This is a genomic window from Burkholderia sp. USMB20 (assembly GCF_000949135.2).
In the GTDB taxonomy this organism is placed as follows: Bacteria; Pseudomonadota; Gammaproteobacteria; order Burkholderiales; family Burkholderiaceae; genus Burkholderia.
The window spans coordinates 984698-1004727 of sequence record NZ_JTAN02000019.1 but is presented as its reverse complement, the minus strand read 5'-3'; the positions used below and the strand labels follow the sequence as shown (position 1 = coordinate 1004727).

Genomic DNA, 20030 nt, shown 5'->3' with positions numbered 1-20030 from the left:
CTACGGGGACTTCGCGATGATAGCGCCGCGCCCGCCGGAGGGTGGACGCGCTCAGTGGCATTTCGGCGCGTGCAGGCCGACGCGGTTGCCTTCGGTGTCGATCAGGTAGCCGATGTAGCCGTAGTTGTTCGGCAACTCGACGACCGAACCCTGCACGACGCCGCCCGCGCGCTTCGCGCGTTCGAGTGCCGCGACGACCGACTCGCCGGCGTTCAGGTAGACGAGCACGCCGTTCGCACTCGGCTTCATCTGCTGCGGATCGAACACGATGCTGCCGCCCGTGCTCGACGCTTCGTGATCGAACATGGCCATCGGCACGCCGCCGATGACTTCGCGCTGCAGCGTCGTCTGCAGCACGGTTTCGTAGAAACGGATCGCCCGGTCGAAATCGAGGGACGGGATGTCGAACCACGCGATCGCGCGTTCCAGGGTTGCGGTGTCGGTTGCAGTTGCGGACGTCATGACGAGCTCCGTGTTGTTCGGGTTCTTGATGGAAACCAGCCTTGCATTGCGCCGGGATTGCAGTGTGACCGGGGGCTGCTGACAGCGTGCTGTCAGTAGTCGCGGCGACGCTGACAAATGACGGCTTCGCTCCCACACCGACCGCGCGGAACCTCGGCGGCGCGCGTGGCGCCGCTCGCCTGGGTGCGGCGGAAAGAAAAATGCCCGGCCGATTGGCCGGGCATCGTCACGGTGTCAGCAGGCGGCCGCAACCGCCGCCTCGCGTATCAGGCGTCGCCTTCCGGCGTGGCCGGGCGTGCCTTCACGCTGCCGGCGATCAGGTCGAAGCGGAACAGCCGGCATTCGAGCGCGCCGTTGAACAGCGGCGTCTTCGCCGATTCGCGCAGGCGCAGCTGGCCCGGCAGCGAGCGGTCCGACGTCAGCAGGAACGCCTGCCAGCCGGTGAAGCGCTGCTTGAGCGCATCGCCGAGCGCGTTGAAGAACTCGCTGTCCGGCGCGTCGGTGTGCGTGCGGCGGAATGCGTCGTCGTTGCCGCGGTTGCGGCCCGTCTCGCGCACCTCGCCGCGCGCGCTGCGGCCGCGCACCTCGATCCGCTCGCCGTACGGCGGGTTCGCGAGGATGATGCCCGGGCCGTCGCACGGCGGCGTCATGCCGCGCGCGTCGACCTGCTTGAGCCACACCGACGGCACGCCCGCGCGCTCGAGGTTCGCGCGCGCCTTCTCGAGCATGTCGCCCGAGATGTCGCTGCCGTACACGCCGAGCGAATCGCGCTTGCCGCGCGCCGCGCGTTTCGCGTCGAGCGCCGCGACCTTCAGGCCCTGCCATGCGGTGATGTCGTACTGCTTGAGCTTCTCGAAGCCGAACCGGCGCTCGACGCCCGGCGCGACGCCGAGCGCGATCTGCGCGGCTTCCGCGAGGAACGTGCCGCTGCCGCACATCGGGTCGTACAGCGCGGTGCCGGGCGTCCAGCCCGTCAGGCGCAGGATGCCGGCCGCGAGGTTCTCGCGCAGCGGCGCCGCGCCCTTGTCGAGGCGCCAGCCGCGCTTGAACAGCGGCTCGCCCGACGTATCGAGGTACAGCGTGCACTCGGTGGCCGTCAGGAACGCGAACACGCGCACGTCCGGCGCGCCGGTGTCGATGCTCGGGCGCGAACCGGTCTTGTCGCGCATCCGGTCGCAGATCGCGTCCTTCACGCGCAGCGTCGCGAACTCGAGGCTCTTCAGCGGCGACTTGATCGCGGTGATGTCGACGCGCAGCGTCTGCGTCGACGCGAACCAGCGTTCCCACGGCTGCTCGAGCGCGAGCGCGTAGACGTCCTGTTCGTTGCGGTACGGGCGGTGCGCGATCTTCAGCAGGATCCGGCTCGCGATTCGCGAATGGAGGTTCGCGGCCATGCCGGCGGCCCAGCCGCCACGGAAGTGGACGCCGCCCGGCACCTGCGCGCCCGCGGTGAACGGCGCGCCGTCCAGATGGCGGCCGGCGATTTCGGCCAGCTCGGCGGCAAGCGCCGCTTCGAGGCCGCGCGGGCAGGGAGCGAAGAATTCGTACAGGGTGGGCGAGGACATAAGGCGGGTGAGGACGTGCAAAAGTCCACTATTGTACGCGGCGCGGCGCCCGGGCCGGCCGTTGCGTCGGATTCGGGACGCCGGCGCGGGTCGGCGGCCGTGACGGCGGCCGCCGGGCCGGCGGCGGCGCCCGCCCGGGCGGGCGCGCCGCGTCGAACGCTCAGTGCGAGCCCGGCTGGCCGGCCGCGCGGCCGTTCCGCCGGCCGGCCAGAACAGCGCGGACGGCTTCGCGAGCCACCGTGCGGACGATCGCGCCGACCAGCGCGCGCACCTTGGTGCGGCGCAGGCTGCGCGAGCGCACGGCCATCGTGAACGCGAGCGCGAAGCTCACGAGCACGTTGAGGATCGCCATGCTCAGCACGCCGGCGCCGGCCCACCAGAGTTCGGGCGTGCTCAGCGCGCCCTTGCCGAGCACGCCGAGCGCGATCCCGATCGAGCCGGCCGACAGCGTCACGTGCCGCACTTCGAACGGGAACAGGAACACGGTGACGATCGCGGGGATCAGGCCGAGCATCAGGCCGAGGCCGACGTTGGCGACCACGCCCGCGACGTTCGAGCGGCAGAAGTGCGCGAGTTTCGCGGCGCCCGCCGCGCCGAGCGTGAGCCGCAGCCGGCGGTTGTACGTGAGCGCGTCGCCGACCCGGTGCAGCACGAACCAGTTGTCGGCCCAGCCCGCGAGCAGGCTCGACGCCCACAGCAGCACGCCCGTGAGCGCCGCATAGAACGGCGTCGGGCCCAGCAGCGAGAACGAATGCAGCGTCGCGTGCGCCTTCTCCGGCGAGATCAGGTTCGCGTGCAGCAGGTTGCCTGCGAACAGCTGCACGAGCAGACAGACGGGCAGCACGACGAGCACGTTGCCGGAGATCGCCGCGGCCTGCGTGCGGATCAGCGCGATCACCGACGCGACGAACGCCTTCACGCCTTCCTCGTGACCGGTGTCGTCGAGCTCGCGCGCAAGCGTCGGCGCGGTCATCGCGGGCTGCTTGGTCGCGAGCGTGAAGTGCAGGAAGTGCATCAGCATGAAGCTCGCCGCGTAGTTGACGCCCGCGAGCAGCCCTTCGAGCATCGACTGCAGGTGCGCGCCCGTGATCGCGAACTTCACGCACACGGTCGCGACGGTGACGAGGCCGCCGCCCGCGGCCATCCGCAGCATCTTCAGATACTCGGCGCGGCCGCGCGAGATGTAGTGCTCGCCGGTGTCCGCGTTGGTCTCGACGAGCTTGCGCGCGAACAGCGAGAAGTTGCTGCGCACGAGGTGCGACACGCTCTGGCTGTTCTGGTTCGCGTCGACGAGCTCGGCCGTCAGGCGCGCCATCCCGCGCAGGTCGTCGCGTGCCATCCACGCGTTGAGCAGCAGTTCCGCGCGCAGGATGCGCATGCGCATCCGTTCGACCTGGAACACGATGTCGACCGACACGCCGTTGCGGTACAGGTGCGCGAACACGTCGTCGACCGCGATCCGGCATTCGTCGAGCAGCACGCGCAGGTAATTCACCTCGTGCAGCAGCTTGCTCGGGTCGCCGCCGTCCTCGACGGCCGCGTGCGCGGTCTCGACCGCGAGCATCGCGCGCGTCAGGCGATAGAACGGCTGCGTTTCGAGCGGCTTGCGCGCGTCGTCGTCGGACAGGCGGCTGCGCACCGTCTGCGACAGGCCGGTCGAGCTGATCTGGCAGGTCAGGTTGTGCAGCGCGGCCAGCAGGTCGCGCGAGAACGAGCCGGGCTCGTGGCGTTCTTCGTCGGTGACGTCGAACGAGATCAGCTCGGCGAGGCGGGCAAGCAGGTCGTCGGGCAGCGCGTCGATCCATTGCGCGTCTTCCGGCGTCGGGAACATCAGCGTGAACAGCGCCGTCAGCTCGCGGCGGTTCGGCGCCGGCGGGATCAGCGACGAGTCGATGCGCTCGAACAGCGCGCCGAAGAAACCGGAATGCACGGGCATCCCGGCGTCGCACAGCAGCGAGATGCCGTCGCATTCGCGCAGGATCCCGCGCAGGATGCGCGCCGCGTGCGATTTCCATGCCGGGTTGCGGTCGAGCACGTGGAACAGGTAGCGCAGCCGCGCGTGCGCCGGATACGCGCGTGCGTCGGCATCGCGTGCGGCCGGCGTGTCGTGCGCGGCCTGCATCGCGCCGTTGCGGCGCAGCCAGTGCGCGAGCTCGATCAGCCATTCGCTGCGCTCGGCGTACGGCGCGTCCGCGTCGGCATGCGCGAGCAGCGCATCGAGCTGGTGGCCCGCATTGCGCGACGCGCGCCACTTCTTGATCAGGGTCGTCAGGGAACGAAACATAAACGGAATAGCGATAGCCCTGGACGGGCGGGTTCGGGATGCCGGCCGGGAACACACGGCGCGGCGCCGGCGAGAACGGTGAAGCTGGTCGGGATGCCGGGCGATGCGCGGCGACCCGCGATGCGGCTGCCCCGATGCGGTGCACGCGAACACGCGTGCGAGCTCCGGGAGACGCGGCGGCCGGACCGGCCACAACGGGCGGATCGCCGCCGGCTGGCGCGCGCGACAGGTGGCACGCGGCACGCGCCGGAAAGTGCGTAGGATCGTCAATCGGGCGCGAAAACGCAAGCCGACCGCATTGCATGGCGCCGGTTCCGGCGGATTTTGACAAACACTGCAAAGAGGCCGTCCGGCCGATGGATGCCGTGCTGCGTCGGCCGTGGCGACGAGGGCGGCGGGTTCGCGTGCGCGGCGGCGCGCGCACGCGGATCGATGCCGACGAGGACTATCGGGCGGCGCGTGCCGAATCCGGTCGCGGGCGCACAGGCACCGGACGCCGGCCGCGCGCCGCGCTTACGCGCCGGACTTGACGCTCGCGCTCGCGTCGCCGCCGGGCGTCGGATTGGCCGGGCAGGGTATGACGGGCGCGGCGGCCGCTGCCTTGCCGGACGCGGTCGTCGACGGGGTCGAGGCAGCCGTCGAGCCGCGCCGCGCGGCGAGCGCGCGCACGCCGGACGCGGCCTGCGATGCAATCACGTCGAGCGCGCGCCGGTGACCGGCGACGAGCGCGTCGTAGCCGTCGGCGACCGGTTCCGCGACGCTCGTGCGGCAGGTCATCAGTGCCTGCGTGCCGACCGCGCGCACGCTCCACACCGCATCGATCGCCGCACGCTTGCCGGGCCACGACTCGAAGCGCTGCACGTTCACGCTGATCCGATAGACGGGCACGCCGGCCGGATACGCGGAATTCGCGACGTCGATCGTGCCGAGCTGCGCGGCGAGGTCATCGGACAGCGCGCGGCGGATTTCGTCAGCGGGCGGCGCGGCCCAGCGTTCCTGCTCGAGTACGTCGACCTGCGCGGCGTTCTTCTGCACGACGAGCTGGTTCTTCGCGACCTGTTCGGGCACGCCGACGGACGGCACCTCGATCAGGAACGGCGGGTTGGCGGGCGCGGTGCGCACGGGCGCCGCGGCGTCGGCCGGGCTCAGCGTATAGAACCGCGCGGGCGGCGAGCTGCACGCGGCGAGCGCGAGTGCGGCGAACACTGCCGCCGCGCCGCTCGCGAGGACGTTCACGCGTGTCGTCGTCATTATCGATCTCCTGATTTGCCCTTGAGCAGCGATTCGGGATGGCGCTCCAGATAGTCGGCGAGCGCGTTCAGCGATTGCAGCGTGCGCGTGAGTTCCTTCAGCGCACCGCGCACGTCGGACTGCAGCGGTGAATCCTGCTGCAGTGTCACCTCAGCGGTCGAGAAGGTCTGCCGCGCGGCCGACAGTGTGTCGCGCGCTTCCGGCGCGACCTGCGTGTCGAGCTGCTTGAACAGCTTGTCGGCATTCGACAGCGCGCTGTTCAGGTTCGCGCCGATCTGGTCGAACGGCACCTTGTCGAGCTTCTTCGCGATGTCGGCGACCTGCAGCTGCAGTTCGTCGAGCGTGTTCGGCACGGTCGGCAGCTCGAGCGGCTGGCGCGCTGTGTCGATCTTCACGGCCGGCGCCTTCGGGAAGAAGTCGAGCGCGACGTACAGCTGGCTCGTCAGCAGGTTGCCCGTGCGCAGCTGGCCGCGCAGCCCGTGCTGGACCAGGCGCTCGACGATCTCGCGGCGGGCCGGTTCGCCCTTGCTTTCGATCGTTTCGCGGAAGCGCGGGCCGAGCCGCTCCGGATACACGTTCATCGTCACCGGCATCAGGAAGTTCTTGGTCTTCGGATCGAAGTCGATGCCGATGTTCGTGACTTCGCCGAGCACGATGCCGCGGAAGTCGACCGGCGCGCCGACCGCGAGCCCGCGCAGCGACTGGTTGAAGTTCATCACGACCTGCAGCGGCTGGCCGTCCGGATCGCGCATCGCGTCGGCCTCGTCGGAGCCGAGGCGGAAGGTCGTGTTGTTCGGCGCCGTCGCGCCGCTGTCCTGGTTCGGCGGCGTCTGGAACGCGATGCCGCCGAGGATCACCGTCGCGAGCGACTGCGTGTTCAGCTTCAGGCCGCTCGAATCGAGCCGCAGGTCGACGCCGCTCGCCTGCCACCAGCGCGAGTTCACGCCGACGTACTGGTTGTACGGCGCATTGACGAACACGTTGAACGTGACGCCGGTGCCGTCCTTGTCGAGCGAGAAGCCGACCACCTGGCCGACCTGCACGCGGCGGTAGTAGACGGGCGAGCCGATGTCGACCGAGCCGAGCGAATCGCCGCGCAGCACGTACTGCGTGCCCTTCTGGTCGCCGGTCACGGGCGGCGGCGTCTCGAGGCCGGTGAAGTCGGTCTGCGTGTCCTGCCCGTGGCCGGCATCGACGCCGATGTACGCGCCCGACAGCAGCGTGCCGAGCCCCGACACGCCGGTCGCGCCGATGCGCGGACGCACGATCCAGAAGCGCGAGCCCTTGATCGCGAAGTCCTCGGCTTCCTTCTTCAGCTGCACCTGCACCAGCACGCGCGACAGGTCTTTCGACAGCTTGATCGTCTTGACCGTGCCGATCTCGACGTCCTTGTACCTGACCTGCGTCTTGCCCGGCTCGAGCCCTTCCGCGCTGTGGAAGCTGATCGAGATTTCCGGGCCGCGCTCGCGCACGGACTTGATCACGAGGCCGATGCCGATCAGCGCGGCGATCAGCGGCACGAGCCAGACGAGCGACGGCAGCCAGCCGCTTTTCGTCGAGATCGCGGGATCGGGCGGCCGGGACGCATCGTGCTGCGGGCCTTGCGGACTATTCATGGTGTTTCCCTGAGGTTTCGACTGGATCCCAGATCAGGCGGGGATCGAACTGCATCGACGCGAGCATCGTCAGGATCACGACCGAGCCGAACGCGAGCGCGCCGGGGCCGGCCGTGATGACGGCGAGCGAACGGAAATGGACGAGCGCGACGGTGAGCGTCACGACGAAGATGTCGAGCATCGACCAGCGGCCGATCCGCTCGACGATCCGGAACAGGCGCGTGCGCTGCAGCGGCCGCCACGTGGCGCGCCGCTGCGCGCTGGTGACGAGGATCGTCAGCACGCCGAGCTTGAGCATCGGCACGAGGATGCTCGCGACGAACACGACGACCGCGAGCGGCCAGTCGCCGGACGTCCAGAAATAGATGACGCCGCTCATGATCGTGTCTTCCTGCGAGCCGACGATCGACGACGTGTGCAGGATCGGCAGCAGGTTCGCCGGAATATAGAGGATCGCGGCCGCGATCAGCAGCGCCCACGTACGCATGATGCTGTTCGGCTTGCGGATGTGCAGCGCGCTGCCGCAGCGCGCGCAATGCGCGTGCGGCTGGTCGATCGTCTGCACGAGCCCGCATGCGTGGCAGCTGGCGTAGCCCTCGCGGGCGGCGGTCGGCGTCGTCATCGGCGGGGGGCTTCCGGTCGCGGCGGGGTGGTGTCGGGCCGCACGGGCGAGCGCCCGGCGCGCAGGTCGTCGGCCATGTCCCACAGCGTGCGCGGATCGAACATCAGCACGACGGCGGTCATCAGCGTGAGTGCGGCGAACGCGAACAGTGCCGCGTCGGGCACGACGCGCGCGAGGCTCACCATCTTCACGATCGTCACGAGGATCCCGAGCATGAACACCTCGATCATCCCCCACGGCCGCACGAACTGGATCATGCGCAGCACGAAGTTCAGGCCCGGCGGCACGACGCCACGCCGGATCGGCAGCAGTACGTAAAGCAGCGCGGCCATCTCGACGAGCGGGAACAGCACGGTCGAACAGAACACCATCACGCCGACGATCTCCATGTCCTGATGCCACAGCGCGTCGATCGCGCCGATCAGCGTCGTCTGAACGCGGGTGCCGTTCAGGTCCATTTCGAGGATCGGGAACCCCTGCGCGATGATGAACGTGACGAGCGCCGCGACCGCCAGCGCGCTGATTCGCTCGATCTGCGTGGTGCTGTCGCGATAGAGCAGCGCGTCGCACCGCGGGCAGCGTGCGATTTCGCGGCGCGCGAGGTGCGGTTTATGCAACAGTGCGTCGCATTCGTGGCAGGCAATCAGGTCGTGTCGTTGCATGGGAAAAGCGGTTGTGCGACGGGCGGGAGACGCGTCGACGGGGCCGGAACCCGCGCCAATCTTACCAAAACGGCTTTTTCGACGTGTCAACGCCCGGTTGCCGCGTGACCGGTCGGTAACATGGCGTAAACATGTCAGCCGGCTGGCGCGCGTGTCCTCAGAGTCCGCGCGTGGCAAAAGGTTGCGGTAGCATGGCGGCCTTGACAAGCGTCGGACGAATGGGCCGGCGCAGCCGTTCGCTCAACTGAGGAATCCAAGATGGCATCGAAATCGCCGCCGGCCGGGCCGGCACGCTACGCGCACACCGCGATCGCGCTGCACTGGCTGATCGCGCTGCTGATCGTCTGCGGCTTCGCACTCGGCTGGGTCATGACCGACATCCCCGGCTTCACGCCGACGAAGCTGAAGTACTTCTCGTGGCACAAGTGGATCGGCGTGACGGTGTTCGCACTGGCCGTCGTGCGCGTGCTGTGGCGCGCGACCCACGTGCCGCCGCCGCTGCCGGGCGACACGCCGGCGTGGCAGCGCGCGGTGTCGCACGGCGTGCACATGCTGCTGTACGTGCTGATGATCGTGATTCCGGTCACGGGCTACCTGTACAGCTCGGCGTCGAACATCCCGGTCGTCTACCTCGGCATCGTGCCGCTGCCGCGCCTGATCGATCCCGATCCGGTGCTGAAGGAAACCTTCAAGACGCTGCACGTGTCCTTGAATTACATTCTGCTTGCGCTCGTCGCCATGCACGTGCTCGCGGCGCTCAAGCACCAGTTGTTGGACCGCGACGGCCTGCTGTCGCGGATGCTTCCCTCCGCCAAATGAAGGATCCCATGAAAGTGTCTTTCTCCCGCTCCATGCTGACCGCGTTCGCCGCGGTGTCACTTGTCGCGTCGGCCGCGGCGCATGCCGACGTCGATCTCTCGAAGAGCAAGGTGTCCGCCGTGTCGAAGCAGATGAACGTGCCGACCGAAGGCGCGTTCAAGAAGTTCTCCGCGCAGGTGAAGTTCGACCCCGCGAAGGCGGCGCAGGGCAGCGCGCAAATGTCGATCGACATCGCGAGCTTCGACCTCGGCGACAAGATGTACAACGACCAGGTCGCGGGCAAGGACTGGTTCGACGCGAAGGCGTATCCGCAGGCGACCTTCGCGTCGTCGGCAATCGCGCCGGCCGGCGGCAACAAGTACAACGTGACCGGCAAGCTGACGATCAAGGGCAAGTCCGAAACCGTCACCGTGCCCGTCACGGTCACGCAGAGCGGCGCGACGCAGACCTTCGACGGCGTGCTGCCGATCAAGCGTTCGGCATTCAACGTCGGCACCGGCGAGTGGAAGGACACGTCGATCGTCGCCGACGAAGTGCAGATCAAGTTCCATCTCGTCGCCACGAAGTAAGCGGCGGGCTGTCGCATCACCCCGAATGCCGCGCGAGGGCGCGGCGCTGTTCCAAGGAGAAAGCATTTGAAAAAGCATCTGATCATCGCCGCGGGCGCGCTGGCCGCCTCGCTGTCGTTCTCGGCATTCGCCGACAGCGCGACGTACCAGTTCGACCCGAGCCACACGTACCCGAGCTTCGAGGCCGACCACTTCGGCGGCCTGTCGGTCTGGCGCGGCAAGTTCGACAAGTCGAGCGGCAGCGTGACGCTCGACCGCGCGGCGAAGACCGGCACGGTCGACGTGACGACCGACGTCGCGTCGATCCAGACGGGCAGCGCGAAGCTCGACGAGCACCTGCAGACGGCCGAGTTCTTCGACGTCTCCAAGTTCCCGCAGGCGAACTACAAGGGCACCATCAAGTTCGACGGCGACAAGCCGGTGTCGGTGGTCGGCAACCTGACGCTGCACGGCGTCACGAAGCCGCTCACCCTGAAGATCGATTCGTTCAAGTGCATGCCGCATCCGATGCTCAAGCGTGAAGTGTGCGGTGTCGACGCGGTCGGCGAATTCAGCCGCGACGATTTCGGCCTCGACTACGGCAAGCAGTACGGCTTCAAGATGAAGACGAAGCTGCTGATCACGGCCGAAGCCGTCAAGCAGCAGTAACGCGCCCGGCCGGGCCGGCCGCCGCGTCACGCTCGCCGGCCCGTCGCGTGCCAGCCGCCGCGCTCCCGTTGTTCGGGGGCGCGGCGGTTTTTTTTGCGCGCCTATAATCGTGCGCACAGCTCGCGGCGCGAGAACGGACGCGTCGGACAGAACGTACAACGACAAGGAGATCGCCGATGCACGCCGTCACGCAGTCCAGCTCCATTGCTTCGTCGTCGCGCGTATGGCGCGCGGTGGTCGCCGCGTCGATCGGCAACGCGCTCGAATGGTTCGACCTCGTCGTCTACGGCTTCTTCGCGGTGACGATCTCGAAGCTGTTCTTTCCGGCCGGCAACGACACCGTGTCGCTGCTGCTCACGCTCGGCACGTTCGGTGTGTCGTTCTTCATGCGCCCGCTCGGCGCGATCGTGCTCGGCGCGTACGCCGACCGCGCGGGCCGCAAGGCCGCGCTCACGCTGTCGATCCTGCTGATGATGGCCGGCACGCTGGTCATCGCGGTACTGCCGACCTACCAGACGATCGGCGTCGCGGCGCCGCTGATCCTCGTCGCCGCGCGATTGATGCAGGGCTTTTCGGCCGGCGGCGAATTCGGCAGCGCGACCGCGTTCCTGGCCGAGCATGTGCCCGGGCGGCGCGGTTTCTTCGCGAGCTGGCAGGTCGCGAGCCAGGGGCTCACGACGCTGCTCGCGGCGGGTTTCGGCACCGTGCTGAACGCGCAGCTCACGGCCGAGCAGATGGCCGCGTGGGGCTGGCGCATCCCGTTCTTCTTCGGACTGCTGCTCGGGCCCGTCGCGTACTACATCCGCTCGAAGGTCGACGAGACGCCCGAATTCCTCGCGGCGGAAAGCACCGCGAACCCGCTGCGCGACACGTTCGCGTCGCACAAGGCGCGGCTCGTCGCCGCGATGGGCGTGGTGGTGCTCGGCACCGTCGCGACCTATCTCGTGCTGTTCATGCCGACCTACGGCGTGAAGCAGCTCGGCCTCGCGCCGTCGGCCGCGTTCGCGGCGATCCTCGTCGTCGGCGTGATCCAGATGGCGTTCGCGCCGCTCGTCGGCCACTGGTCGGATCGTTACGGCCGCGTACGCGTGATGCTCGCGCCGGCCGTCGGCATTCTCGTGCTGATCTATCCGGCGTTCGCGTATCTCGTCGCGCATCCGGGCTTCGGCACGCTGATCGCGCTGCAGGTGCTGCTTGCGTTTTTGATGACCGGCTATTTCGCGGCGCTGCCGGGGCTGCTGTCCGAAGTGTTTCCGGTGCAGACGCGCACGACCGGGATGTCGCTCGCGTACAACGTCGCGGTGACGATCTTCGGCGGCTTCGGGCCGTTCATCATCGCGTGGCTGATCCGCGCGACCGGGATGAAGACCGCGCCGAGCTTCTACCTGATGTTCGCGGCCGTGCTGAGCCTCGCGGCGCTGGTGGTGTTGCGGCGGCGGTTCGGGTTCCGGTGAGGTCGCGGCGACGCTGGCGGTGCGTCAGCCGCTTTCCGAGGGTGCGGTGGTTTTGTCGTGCCTGATGACCGGGCCGGATTGAGCCGGGGCCTGCAATCGTATTGGCAGGTCAGCCTTCCGGCTCGCACGTCGGCTTCGCCGGCATCAACGATGGTTTCGCCTCGATCGTCGCGACCGCGCGCTGCGCGAGCGCATTCAGCGCTTGCCGGAGCTGCCAGTCACTTGCCGTGCCGAATTCGCGCTGCGGAAGCGCCGCGCTCTTCGCCGTATCGATCTTCGCGCGCACGCGGGCTTCACGCAGTGCCTGCCGCGCCTTGCGGACCTGCGCGAACGGGTCGGGCGCGACCCGGTCCGCATACGGCGCGCGGGCGAGATCGACTTCGCGGTACCACAGCAGCACGCCGTCGACGTCCGAGTCGCGGCGCGGCGGCACGAGCCAGTCCGGCACGACGCCGTAGCCGTCCATCGGGCAGCCGTTCGGCCGCAGGTTGCGCGCGAACGTGAAAGCGAGGCGCGTGCCGTCGATCAGGTCGACGCCGGTCTGCGCGAGTCCCTTTCCGTAGGTCGGCATCCCGAGCAGCCGCGCGCGGCCGAGATCCTTCAGTGCCGCCGCGGTCGCTTCGGCGGCCGACGCGCTCTGTCCGTCGACGAGCACCACGAGCGGCACGGTGCGCCACCAGTCGTCGGCCTGCAGCGGCGCGAGCGGATCCTGGCCGCGCATGACCGGCAGTTCGTAGTCGGGCCAGTTGGTCGTGAAGCGGCGGCGCTTCGTGCCGTCGCGCTCGAGCGTGACCATCGCGGTACGGTCGCGCCCGGCGAACAGCGCGGTGATGCCGATCGCCGCATTCAGCGCGCCGCCGCCGTTGATGCGCAGGTCGAGGATCACGCCTTTCACCGGCGGCCCCGCGCGGCGCGCGGCCTGCACCGCATCGATCGTATTGCCGACCGCGGGCTCCGGAAAGCTCGACAGCCGCGTGTACAGGATGTCGCCGGCGAGCCGCTTCGTCGTCGCCGGGTGTGGCCGGACGATCGCGCGGACCGGCGCGAAGGTCAGCGTCGCGTGGTTCGGACCGCGCCGGACCGTGAGCTTGAGCGGCACGCCCGCGTCGCCCTTCGCGAGTTTCACGACCTCGCTGCTGTCGATGCCGACGACGCTCCGGTCGTTCATCGCGACGACGAGATCGTCGGGCCGCACGCCGGCCTGTTCGGCGGGCGCGTCGGGGATGACGTCGAGGATGTGCAGCCCGTCGGGCCGTGTCTCGAACACGATGCCGATGCCCGGCGTGCCGTCGCGCGCGCGGCGCTCGTCGTCGCGCCGTTCCTGCTCCTCCTTCGCGTTGAAGAAGCGCGCGTGCGGCAGCGTCTTGATCCCCTCGTGCACGGTGGCGTCGAGCAGCGCGCCGATGTCGACGTCGGTCAGGTGCTGCTTCTTCAGCACGTCGACCGCGGCCTTCAGTTCGCAGAGCTGCGGTTCCCAGTCGGGCGGGCAGGGTGACGGTTGCGACGCGGCGGCAGCAGCGGCCGCCGCGGCCGCGGACGGGGCCGCAGGCGGGACGGCAGGCGGGACGGCAGGCGGCGCGGACGCGGATTGCGCGCGCGCGGCCGATGCGCATGCAACGAACGCAGCCGCGGCGGCTGCACCGGTACTCCAGGCGACGATGCGATGAACGACACGCGTGGCTGGCATCATGAGGACCGCGGCTTCGGCGGGTGGCGGGGCGGGACGGTGACGCGATTGTAGCCGACGGTCCGTGCAGTCGCGACGGACGAGGAGGGCGGCGGCTCGCCCATGAAAAAAGGCCGGTCCACGAGGGACCGGCCTTCCGGTATCAGCCGAAGCGGTACGGCGCTTAAACCTGCGCGCCCGCGTTCGGATCGTCCGGATCGTGCGCGGTCTTCTTTTCCTTGATCAGGTCTTCGCGCTTGATGCCGAGCCACATCGCGAGCGAGCCCGCGACGAACACCGACGAGTAGATGCCGAACATGATGCCGACCGTCAGCGCGAGCGCGAAGTAGTGCAGCGTCGGGCCGCCGAAGAAGAACATCGACAGCACCATCATTTCCGTCGACGTGTGCGTGATGATCGTCCGCGACATCGTGGTCGTGATCGCGTGGTTGATCACTTCCTGCACGCTCATCTTGCGTTCGCGGCGGAACGTTTCGCGGATCCGGTCGAAGATGACGACCGACTCGTTGACCGAGTAGCCGAGCACCGCGAGGATGGCCGCGAGCACCGCCAGCGAGAACTCCCACTGGAAGAACGCGAAGAAGCCGAGAATGATCACGACGTCGTGCAGGTTCGCGATGATACCGGCGACCGCGTACTTCCATTCGAAGCGGATCGACAGGTAGATCACGATGCCGATCACCACGCACGCGAGCGCGAGGAGACCGTCGGTCGCAAGCTCGCGGCCGACCTGCGGGCCGACGAACTCGACGCGCTGCAGCGTCACGTCGGGGCTTTGCGCCTTCAGCGCGGTCATCACCTGGTCGCTCTGCTGCGCGGACGTGAGGCCTTCCTTCAGCTGCAGGCGAATCAGCACGTTGCGCGACGTGCCGAAGTTCTGCACCTGCGCATCGGCATAGCCGAGCTTGCCGAGCGTGTCGCGCACGGGTTCGAGCTGCGCGGCCTGCTGGTACTGGACCTCGATCACCGTGCCGCCGGTGAATTCGACGGACAGGTGCAGCCCGCGGTGGAACAGGAAGAACACGGCGGCGAGGAACGTGACCAGCGAGATCACGTTGAACACCAGCGCGTGCCGCATGAACGGAATGTCTTTACGGATGCGGAAAAATTCCATGGCTTCGTCTCCGGGGCCTTATTGGGTCGAGCCCGGTTTCTTCGGCGACACGCCCTGCTGCGCGCGGTTGCGCAGCTGCGGCTTGCCGGCGCGCGGTGCGTCGCCCTTCGCGGGTGCGGCGAGCTTCGCGGCGCGCGCGGTGTCGGTCGATTCGTCGGCCGCGCCGAACGCTGCGCCTGCGGCACCGGCCGTGGCGCCTTCCGGCTTCCACACCTGGCCGATCGCGAGCGACTTCAGCTTCTTGCGGCCGCCGTACCAGAGGTTGACGATCCCGCGCGAGAAGAACACCGCGGAGAACATCGACGTCAGGATGCCGAGGCAGTGCACGATCGCGAATGCGCGAACCGGGCCCGAGCCGAACGCGAGCAGCGCGAGGCCGGCGATCAGCGTCGTGACGTTCGAGTCGAGAATCGTCGCCCACGCATGCGCGTAACCGGCCTGGATCGCGAGCTGCGGCGGCTGGCCGGCGCGCAGTTCTTCACGCACGCGCTCGTTGATCAGCACGTTCGAGTCGATCGCCATACCGAGCGCGAGCGCGATAGCGGCGATACCGGGCAGCGTCAGCGTCGCCTGCATCAGCGACAGCACCGCGACGAGCAGCAGCAGGTTCACCGACAGGCCGATCACCGAGATCACGCCGAACAGCATGTAGTACGCGATCATGAACACGGCGATCGCGCAGAAGCCCCAGATCACCGAGTGAACGCCCATCTTGATGTTGTCCGCGCCGAGGCTCGGGCCGATCGTGCGTTCCTCGATGATGTCCATCGGTGCGGCGAGCGAACCGGCGCGCAGCAGCAGCGCGAGATCGGCCGCCGCCTGCGGCGTCGGCTGGCCCGTGATCTGGAAGCGGTCGCCGAGTTCGGACTGGATCGTCGCGACCGTCAGCACCTCGCCCTTGCCCTTCTCGAACAGCACCATCGCCATCGGCTTGCCGATGTTCTCGCGCGACACCGCGCGCACCGAGCGGCCGCCGGCCGAGTCGAGGCGGATGTTGACCGACGGACGCTGGTGTTCGTCGAAGCCGGCCGACGCGTCGATGATGCGGTCGCCGGTGAAGATCACGTCCTTCTTCAGCAGCACGGGCGCCTGGTTGCCCTGCGTGAACAGCTCCTCGCCCGGCGGCACGGGGTCGTTCGGGTTCGGGTGCGTGTTGAGCGGATCGGCGAGGCGCGCCTCGAGCGTCGCGGTGCGGCCGATGATGTCCTTCGCCTTCGCGGTGTCCTGCACGCCCGGCAGTTCGACGACGATACGGTCGCTGCCCTGCTGCTGCAGGATCGGCTCGGACACGCCGAGTTCGTTCACGCGGTTGTGGAGCGTGGTCAGGTTCTGCTTGAGCGCGGCGTCCTCGACGGCCTTCTGCACGGCCGGCGTGAACGTGCCGACGACTTGCGTGCCGCCGCCGCCGGGCTGGGTCGCCCATTGCAGTTCGGTGACCGACGCGGCGAGCACCTTGCGGGCGTCTTCGGCCGTTTGCGCGTCGCTGAAGTTGACGACGACGGACTGGTCGACGCGGCTCACGCCGCCGTCGCGGATGTTCTTGTCACGCAGCAGCGCACGGGCGTCGGACGCGTCGGAGTCGAGCTTCTTGGTGAGCGCGCCCGTCATGTCGACCTGGAGCAGGAAATGCACACCGCCGCGCAGGTCGAGGCCGAGATACATCGGCAGGGCATGCAGCGCGGTCAGCCAGCGCGGCGACGCGCTCTGCAGGTTCAGTGCGACGACGTACTGCGGATCGTTCGGGTCGGTGTTCAGCGATTTCTGCAGCAGGTCCTTGACGCGCAGCTGCGTATCGGTGTCCTTCAGGCGCACGCGGATGTTCGCGTTGGACGCCGTGTTCTCGAAGGTGACGTCGTCCGGCGTGATCTGCGCGGACGCGAGCGCGGATTCGACCTGGGTCAGCGTGGTCGAGTCGAGCTTGACCGTGGCCTTGCCGCTCGACACCTGCACCGCCGGCGCTTCGCCGAAGAAGTTGGGCAATGTGTACAGAAGGCCGATGGCGAGCGCCACGACCATCACGACATATTTCCAGAGTGGATAACGATTCATGAGGGGGCCGAACGGGTGGTTGGCGTGAAAGCGTCGCGTCCGGCGCCGCGGCGGCCCGCGCTGTCAGGCGGGCACGGCGCGGGGAGCCGGACGCTCGGTGAAAACCTTACAGCGACTTGATCGTGCCCTTCGGCAGAATGGTCGTGACCGCAGCCTTCTGCACGGTGATTTCGGTGCCTTCGGCGATCTCGACGCCGATGTAGCCTTCGGTGACCTTCGTCACCTTGCCGACGAGGCCGCCGCTCGTGACGACTTCGTCGCCCTTCGCCATGGCCGCGAGCATGTTGCGGTGTTCCTTCTGGCGCTTCATCTGCGGACGGATCATGATGAAGTACAGCACCGCGAACATCAGGATGAGCGGCAGGAAGCTCATCAGGCTCGATTCGGCGCCACCGGCGCCTTGCGCGAAGGCATTGGAAATGAACGGCACGTTGGTCTCTCCGTAGGGGAAGATCGAAAAATAAGCCGGTTATTCTACCACCGGCCCCATGCGCGAACGGCTCGGCAAATGCGCTTTCGGATCAAGCTGTTAAGCGTGAAACGACACCGTTGCGACTTGTTTAGAAAGGCAATTGTAATGTTTGGCGGTCGCGACCGGCACTCAGAACGCATTATTTAGTACACGTCCTATGTGACGGGCGCGCTGCGGGCCGCCGGCCCGTCAGTCGACCCCTCTCGCGCGATCCTCCGCGAAGCGCTGGCGGAATGCGTCGAACGTATGGGTCTCGATCGCGTCGCGGATCTCGCTCATCAGCTGCAGGTAGTAGTGCAGGTTGTGGATCGTGTTGAGCTGCGCGCCGAGGATTTCGCCGACGCGGTGCAGGTGATGCAGGTACCCGCGCGAGAAGTTCTGGCACGTGTAGCACGTGCAGCTCGCATCGAGCGGCTTCAGCGAGTTCTTGTGCGTCGCGTTGCGGATCTTCACGTCGCCGAAGCGCGTGAACAGCCAGCCGTTGCGCGCGTTGCGGGTCGGCATCACGCAGTCGAACATGTCGATGCCGTTCGCGACGCCCTCGACCAGGTCCTCCGGCGTGCCGACGCCCATCAGGTAGTGCGGCTTGTGGGCCGGCAGCTTCGGGCCGACGTGCCGCAGCACCCGCATCATGTCTTCCTTCGGCTCGCCGACCGACAGCCCGCCGATCGCGAGGCCGTGGAAGCCGAGCTCCGACAGGCCCGCGAGCGATTCGTCGCGCAGGTCCTCGAACATCCCGCCCTGGACGATCCCGAAGAGCGCGTTCGGGTTGCCGAGCCGGTCGAACTCGTCGAGCGAGCGCTTCGCCCAGCGCAGCGACATGCGCATCGACTCGGCCGCCTCCTTGTGCGTGGTCGGCACGCCGTTGGTCGCGTACGGCGTGCACTCGTCGAACTGCATCACGATGTCCGAGTTCAGCACCTTCTGGATCTGCATCGACACTTCCGGCGACAGGAACAGCTTGTCGCCGTTGATCGGCGACGCGAACGTCACGCCGTCCTCGGTGATCTTGCGCAGGTCGCCGAGCGAGAACACCTGGAAGCCGCCCGAGTCGGTCAGGATCGGCTTGTTCCAGCCCATGAAGCCGTGCAGGCCGCCATGCGCGTCGATCGTGTCGAGGCCGGGGCGCAGCCACAGGTGGAACGTGTTGCCGAGGATGATCTGGGCCTTGATCTCGTGCAGCTCGCGCGGCTGGATCGCCTTCACGGTGCCGTACGTGCCGACCGGCATGAAGATCGGCGTCTCGACCACGCCGTGGTTGAGCTTCACGCGGCCGCGGCGCGCATGGCCGTCGGTCGTCAGCAGTTCAAATTCGAGCCCGTTCGCGGGGCGGTCCTGCACGGGGGCGTGCGGATGAGCGTGCGTATCGTGGGATGAACCTTCGGTCATCGCGTCATTCTCCTTGCCACCGGAAAACAGTCCGGCGCACGTTGGAAACGCCGCCGGGCAACCGGCGGCGGGGAAAAGCGGGTGCGCGCCATCGTAGCGCGTACCGCAGCAAAACGGGGGCGACAGCGCGGGGACAACGGCGCGACGGCGCGACGCGCAGCGGCCGCAGCGCGGTCGCGGGCCGGCGTGTCGTCGCACCTGCCGCGCTTACGCGCGCGGCGCCTCCGGCGTATCGCGCCGCGTGAGCAGCATCGCGTCGCCGTAGCTGAAGAAGCGGTAGCGTGCGTCGATCGCGTGCCGGTACGCGGCGCGGATCGTCTCGACGCCCGCGAACGCCGACACCAGCATCAGCAGTGTCGACTTCGGCAGGTGGAAGTTCGTGACGAGCCGGTCGACGATCCGGAAAGCGTAGCCGGGCGTGATGAAGATGTCGGTCTCGGCCTGCGTCGCCGCGAGCGGGCGGCCGGCTTCGTCGGCGCTGCGCGCCGCGGCTTCGAGCGCGCGCATCGAGGTCGTGCCGACCGCGATCACATTGCCGCCGCGCGCGCGGGTCGCGGCGATCTTGTCGACGAGCGACTGCGGCAGGTCATACCACTCGCTGTGCATCTTGTGCTCGGCGATGTTGTCGACGCGCACCGGCTGGAACGTGCCGGCGCCGACGTGCAGCGTCAGCGTCGCGCGCTCGACGCCCATCGCGTCGAGCTGCTCGAGCAGCGGCTGGTCGAAATGGAGCCCGGCCGTGGGCGCGGCGACCGCGCCCGGATTGCTCGCGTAGACGGTCTGGTAGCGCGTTTCGTCGGTCGCGTCCGGATCGTGCTCGATATAGGGCGGCAGCGGCAGGCGGCCGAACTGCTCGATCAGGTCGAGGCACGGCTCAGGGAAGATCAGCGTGAAGAACGGCTCGACGCGCTCGCCGACCGTCACGTCGAACGCGTCGGCGAGGCGCAGCGTCGTGCCGGCGCCCGGCGACTTGCTCGCGCGGATCTGCGCGAGCGCGGTGTGCGTGCCGGTCACGCGCTCGATCAGTACCTCGATCTTGCCGCCGCTGGCCTTCTGGCCGAAGAAGCGTGCCTTCAGGACCTTGGTATCGTTGAACACGAGCAGGTCGCCGGGCGCGATGCACGACGGCAGCTCGGCGAAGCGGCGATCGACGAGGCGCGCGGGCTCGACGGTGCCGTCGACCTCGAGCAGGCGGCTCGCGGTACGGTCTGGCAGCGCGGTTTGCGCAATCAGCTCGGGAGGCAGATTGAAATCGAAATCGGAAAGCGTGAACATGCGGGCTGGTTCGAAACGGCCGGCGGGCGCCGCCGACAGGGCGGAAACGCATGAATGGGGCGCGCGAGCCGCTATGATGGCGGGATGCGCGG

Annotated in this window: 16 protein-coding genes and 1 pseudogene; 4 read left to right on the top strand and 13 right to left on the bottom strand. The window is 68.4% G+C overall.

The genetic code is table 11. The features are described 5' to 3' along the window. Positions 1 to 51 precede the first annotated feature (51 nt). The 7 genes and pseudogenes from PL79_RS29095 to PL79_RS29060 form a co-directional block, all read right to left on the bottom strand. Positions 52 to 462 carry a VOC family protein gene (locus PL79_RS29095; protein WP_044848270.1) on the bottom strand — a complete coding sequence of 137 codons (411 nt, stop codon included), beginning with the start codon at positions 460 to 462 and terminating at the stop codon, positions 52 to 54. 266 nt (positions 463 to 728) lie between these two features. Then, positions 729 to 2027, bottom strand: a complete 1299-nt coding sequence (locus tag PL79_RS29090; RefSeq protein WP_044848269.1) for a THUMP domain-containing class I SAM-dependent RNA methyltransferase — start codon at positions 2025 to 2027, stop codon at positions 729 to 731. Positions 2028 to 2187: 160 nt separating this feature from the next. Further along, a pseudogene (locus PL79_RS29085) lies at positions 2188 to 4311 on the bottom strand (site-specific recombinase). A gap of 513 nt (positions 4312 to 4824) precedes the next feature. Next, entirely contained in the window at positions 4825 to 5562 is a 738-nt protein-coding gene (locus PL79_RS29075; protein WP_044844013.1) for a PqiC family protein, read from the bottom strand. Next, complete coding sequence (locus tag PL79_RS29070) at positions 5562 to 7178, bottom strand: PqiB family protein (protein ID WP_044844014.1); 1617 nt, start codon at positions 7176 to 7178, stop codon at positions 5562 to 5564. Before PL79_RS29070 ends, PL79_RS29075 begins: the two co-directional genes overlap by 1 nt. Continuing rightward, the gene (locus tag PL79_RS29065; protein WP_044844015.1) at positions 7171 to 7800 is read right to left on the bottom strand and encodes a paraquat-inducible protein A; all 630 of its coding nucleotides are present in this window, start codon (positions 7798 to 7800) and stop codon (positions 7171 to 7173) included. Before PL79_RS29065 ends, PL79_RS29070 begins: the two co-directional genes overlap by 8 nt. After that, a complete protein-coding gene (locus PL79_RS29060; RefSeq protein WP_044844016.1) occupies positions 7797 to 8462 on the bottom strand; it encodes a paraquat-inducible protein A in 666 nt (221 codons plus the stop codon). The genes PL79_RS29065 and PL79_RS29060 overlap by 4 nt, the downstream gene beginning before the upstream one ends. A 258-nt stretch (positions 8463 to 8720) precedes the next feature. Between PL79_RS29060 and PL79_RS29055 the strand changes: the two genes are divergently transcribed. The 4 genes from PL79_RS29055 to PL79_RS29035 all read left to right on the top strand — a co-directional run bounded on the left by PL79_RS29055 (position 8721) and on the right by PL79_RS29035 (position 11952). Continuing rightward, positions 8721 to 9281 carry a cytochrome b gene (locus PL79_RS29055; RefSeq protein WP_044844017.1) on the top strand — a complete coding sequence of 187 codons (561 nt, stop codon included), beginning with the start codon at positions 8721 to 8723 and terminating at the stop codon, positions 9279 to 9281. Between the two features lie 8 nt (positions 9282 to 9289). Further along, positions 9290 to 9850 (top strand): YceI family protein, encoded by a 561-nt coding sequence (locus PL79_RS29050; protein WP_044844136.1) that lies wholly within the window; start codon positions 9290 to 9292, stop codon positions 9848 to 9850. A 66-nt stretch (positions 9851 to 9916) separates the two neighbouring features. Beyond that, a complete protein-coding gene (locus PL79_RS29045; protein ID WP_044844018.1) occupies positions 9917 to 10498 on the top strand; it encodes a YceI family protein in 582 nt (193 codons plus the stop codon). 176 nt (positions 10499 to 10674) lie between these two features. Further along, a complete protein-coding gene (locus tag PL79_RS29035) occupies positions 10675 to 11952 on the top strand; it encodes an MFS transporter (protein ID WP_044844019.1) in 1278 nt (425 codons plus the stop codon). Positions 11953 to 12061: 109 nt separating this feature from the next. Here the strand turns inward: PL79_RS29035 and PL79_RS29030 are convergent, their stop codons facing one another. The 6 genes from PL79_RS29030 to queA form a co-directional block, all read right to left on the bottom strand. Then, positions 12062 to 13642, bottom strand: a complete 1581-nt coding sequence (locus tag PL79_RS29030) for a S41 family peptidase (protein WP_193759890.1) — start codon at positions 13640 to 13642, stop codon at positions 12062 to 12064. A 160-nt stretch (positions 13643 to 13802) separates the two neighbouring features. After that, the gene (gene secF, locus PL79_RS29025) at positions 13803 to 14753 is read right to left on the bottom strand and encodes a protein translocase subunit SecF (protein WP_044844020.1); all 951 of its coding nucleotides are present in this window, start codon (positions 14751 to 14753) and stop codon (positions 13803 to 13805) included. A gap of 18 nt (positions 14754 to 14771) precedes the next feature. Beyond that, positions 14772 to 16802, bottom strand: coding sequence for a protein translocase subunit SecD (gene secD, locus PL79_RS29020; RefSeq protein ID WP_044844021.1), 2031 nt, complete (start codon positions 16800 to 16802; stop codon positions 14772 to 14774). 106 nt (positions 16803 to 16908) lie between these two features. Beyond that, positions 16909 to 17232: a preprotein translocase subunit YajC gene (gene yajC, locus PL79_RS29015; RefSeq protein ID WP_006476868.1), complete on the bottom strand. Its 324-nt coding sequence runs from the start codon at positions 17230 to 17232 to the stop codon at positions 16909 to 16911. A 231-nt stretch (positions 17233 to 17463) separates the two neighbouring features. Beyond that, on the bottom strand, positions 17464 to 18663 hold the full coding sequence (gene tgt, locus PL79_RS29010) for a tRNA guanosine(34) transglycosylase Tgt (protein WP_044844022.1): 1200 nt from the start codon (positions 18661 to 18663) through the stop codon (positions 17464 to 17466). Between the two features lie 207 nt (positions 18664 to 18870). Beyond that, positions 18871 to 19938: a tRNA preQ1(34) S-adenosylmethionine ribosyltransferase-isomerase QueA gene (gene queA, locus PL79_RS29005; protein WP_044844023.1), complete on the bottom strand. Its 1068-nt coding sequence runs from the start codon at positions 19936 to 19938 to the stop codon at positions 18871 to 18873. Positions 19939 to 20030: the final 92 nt, after the last annotated feature.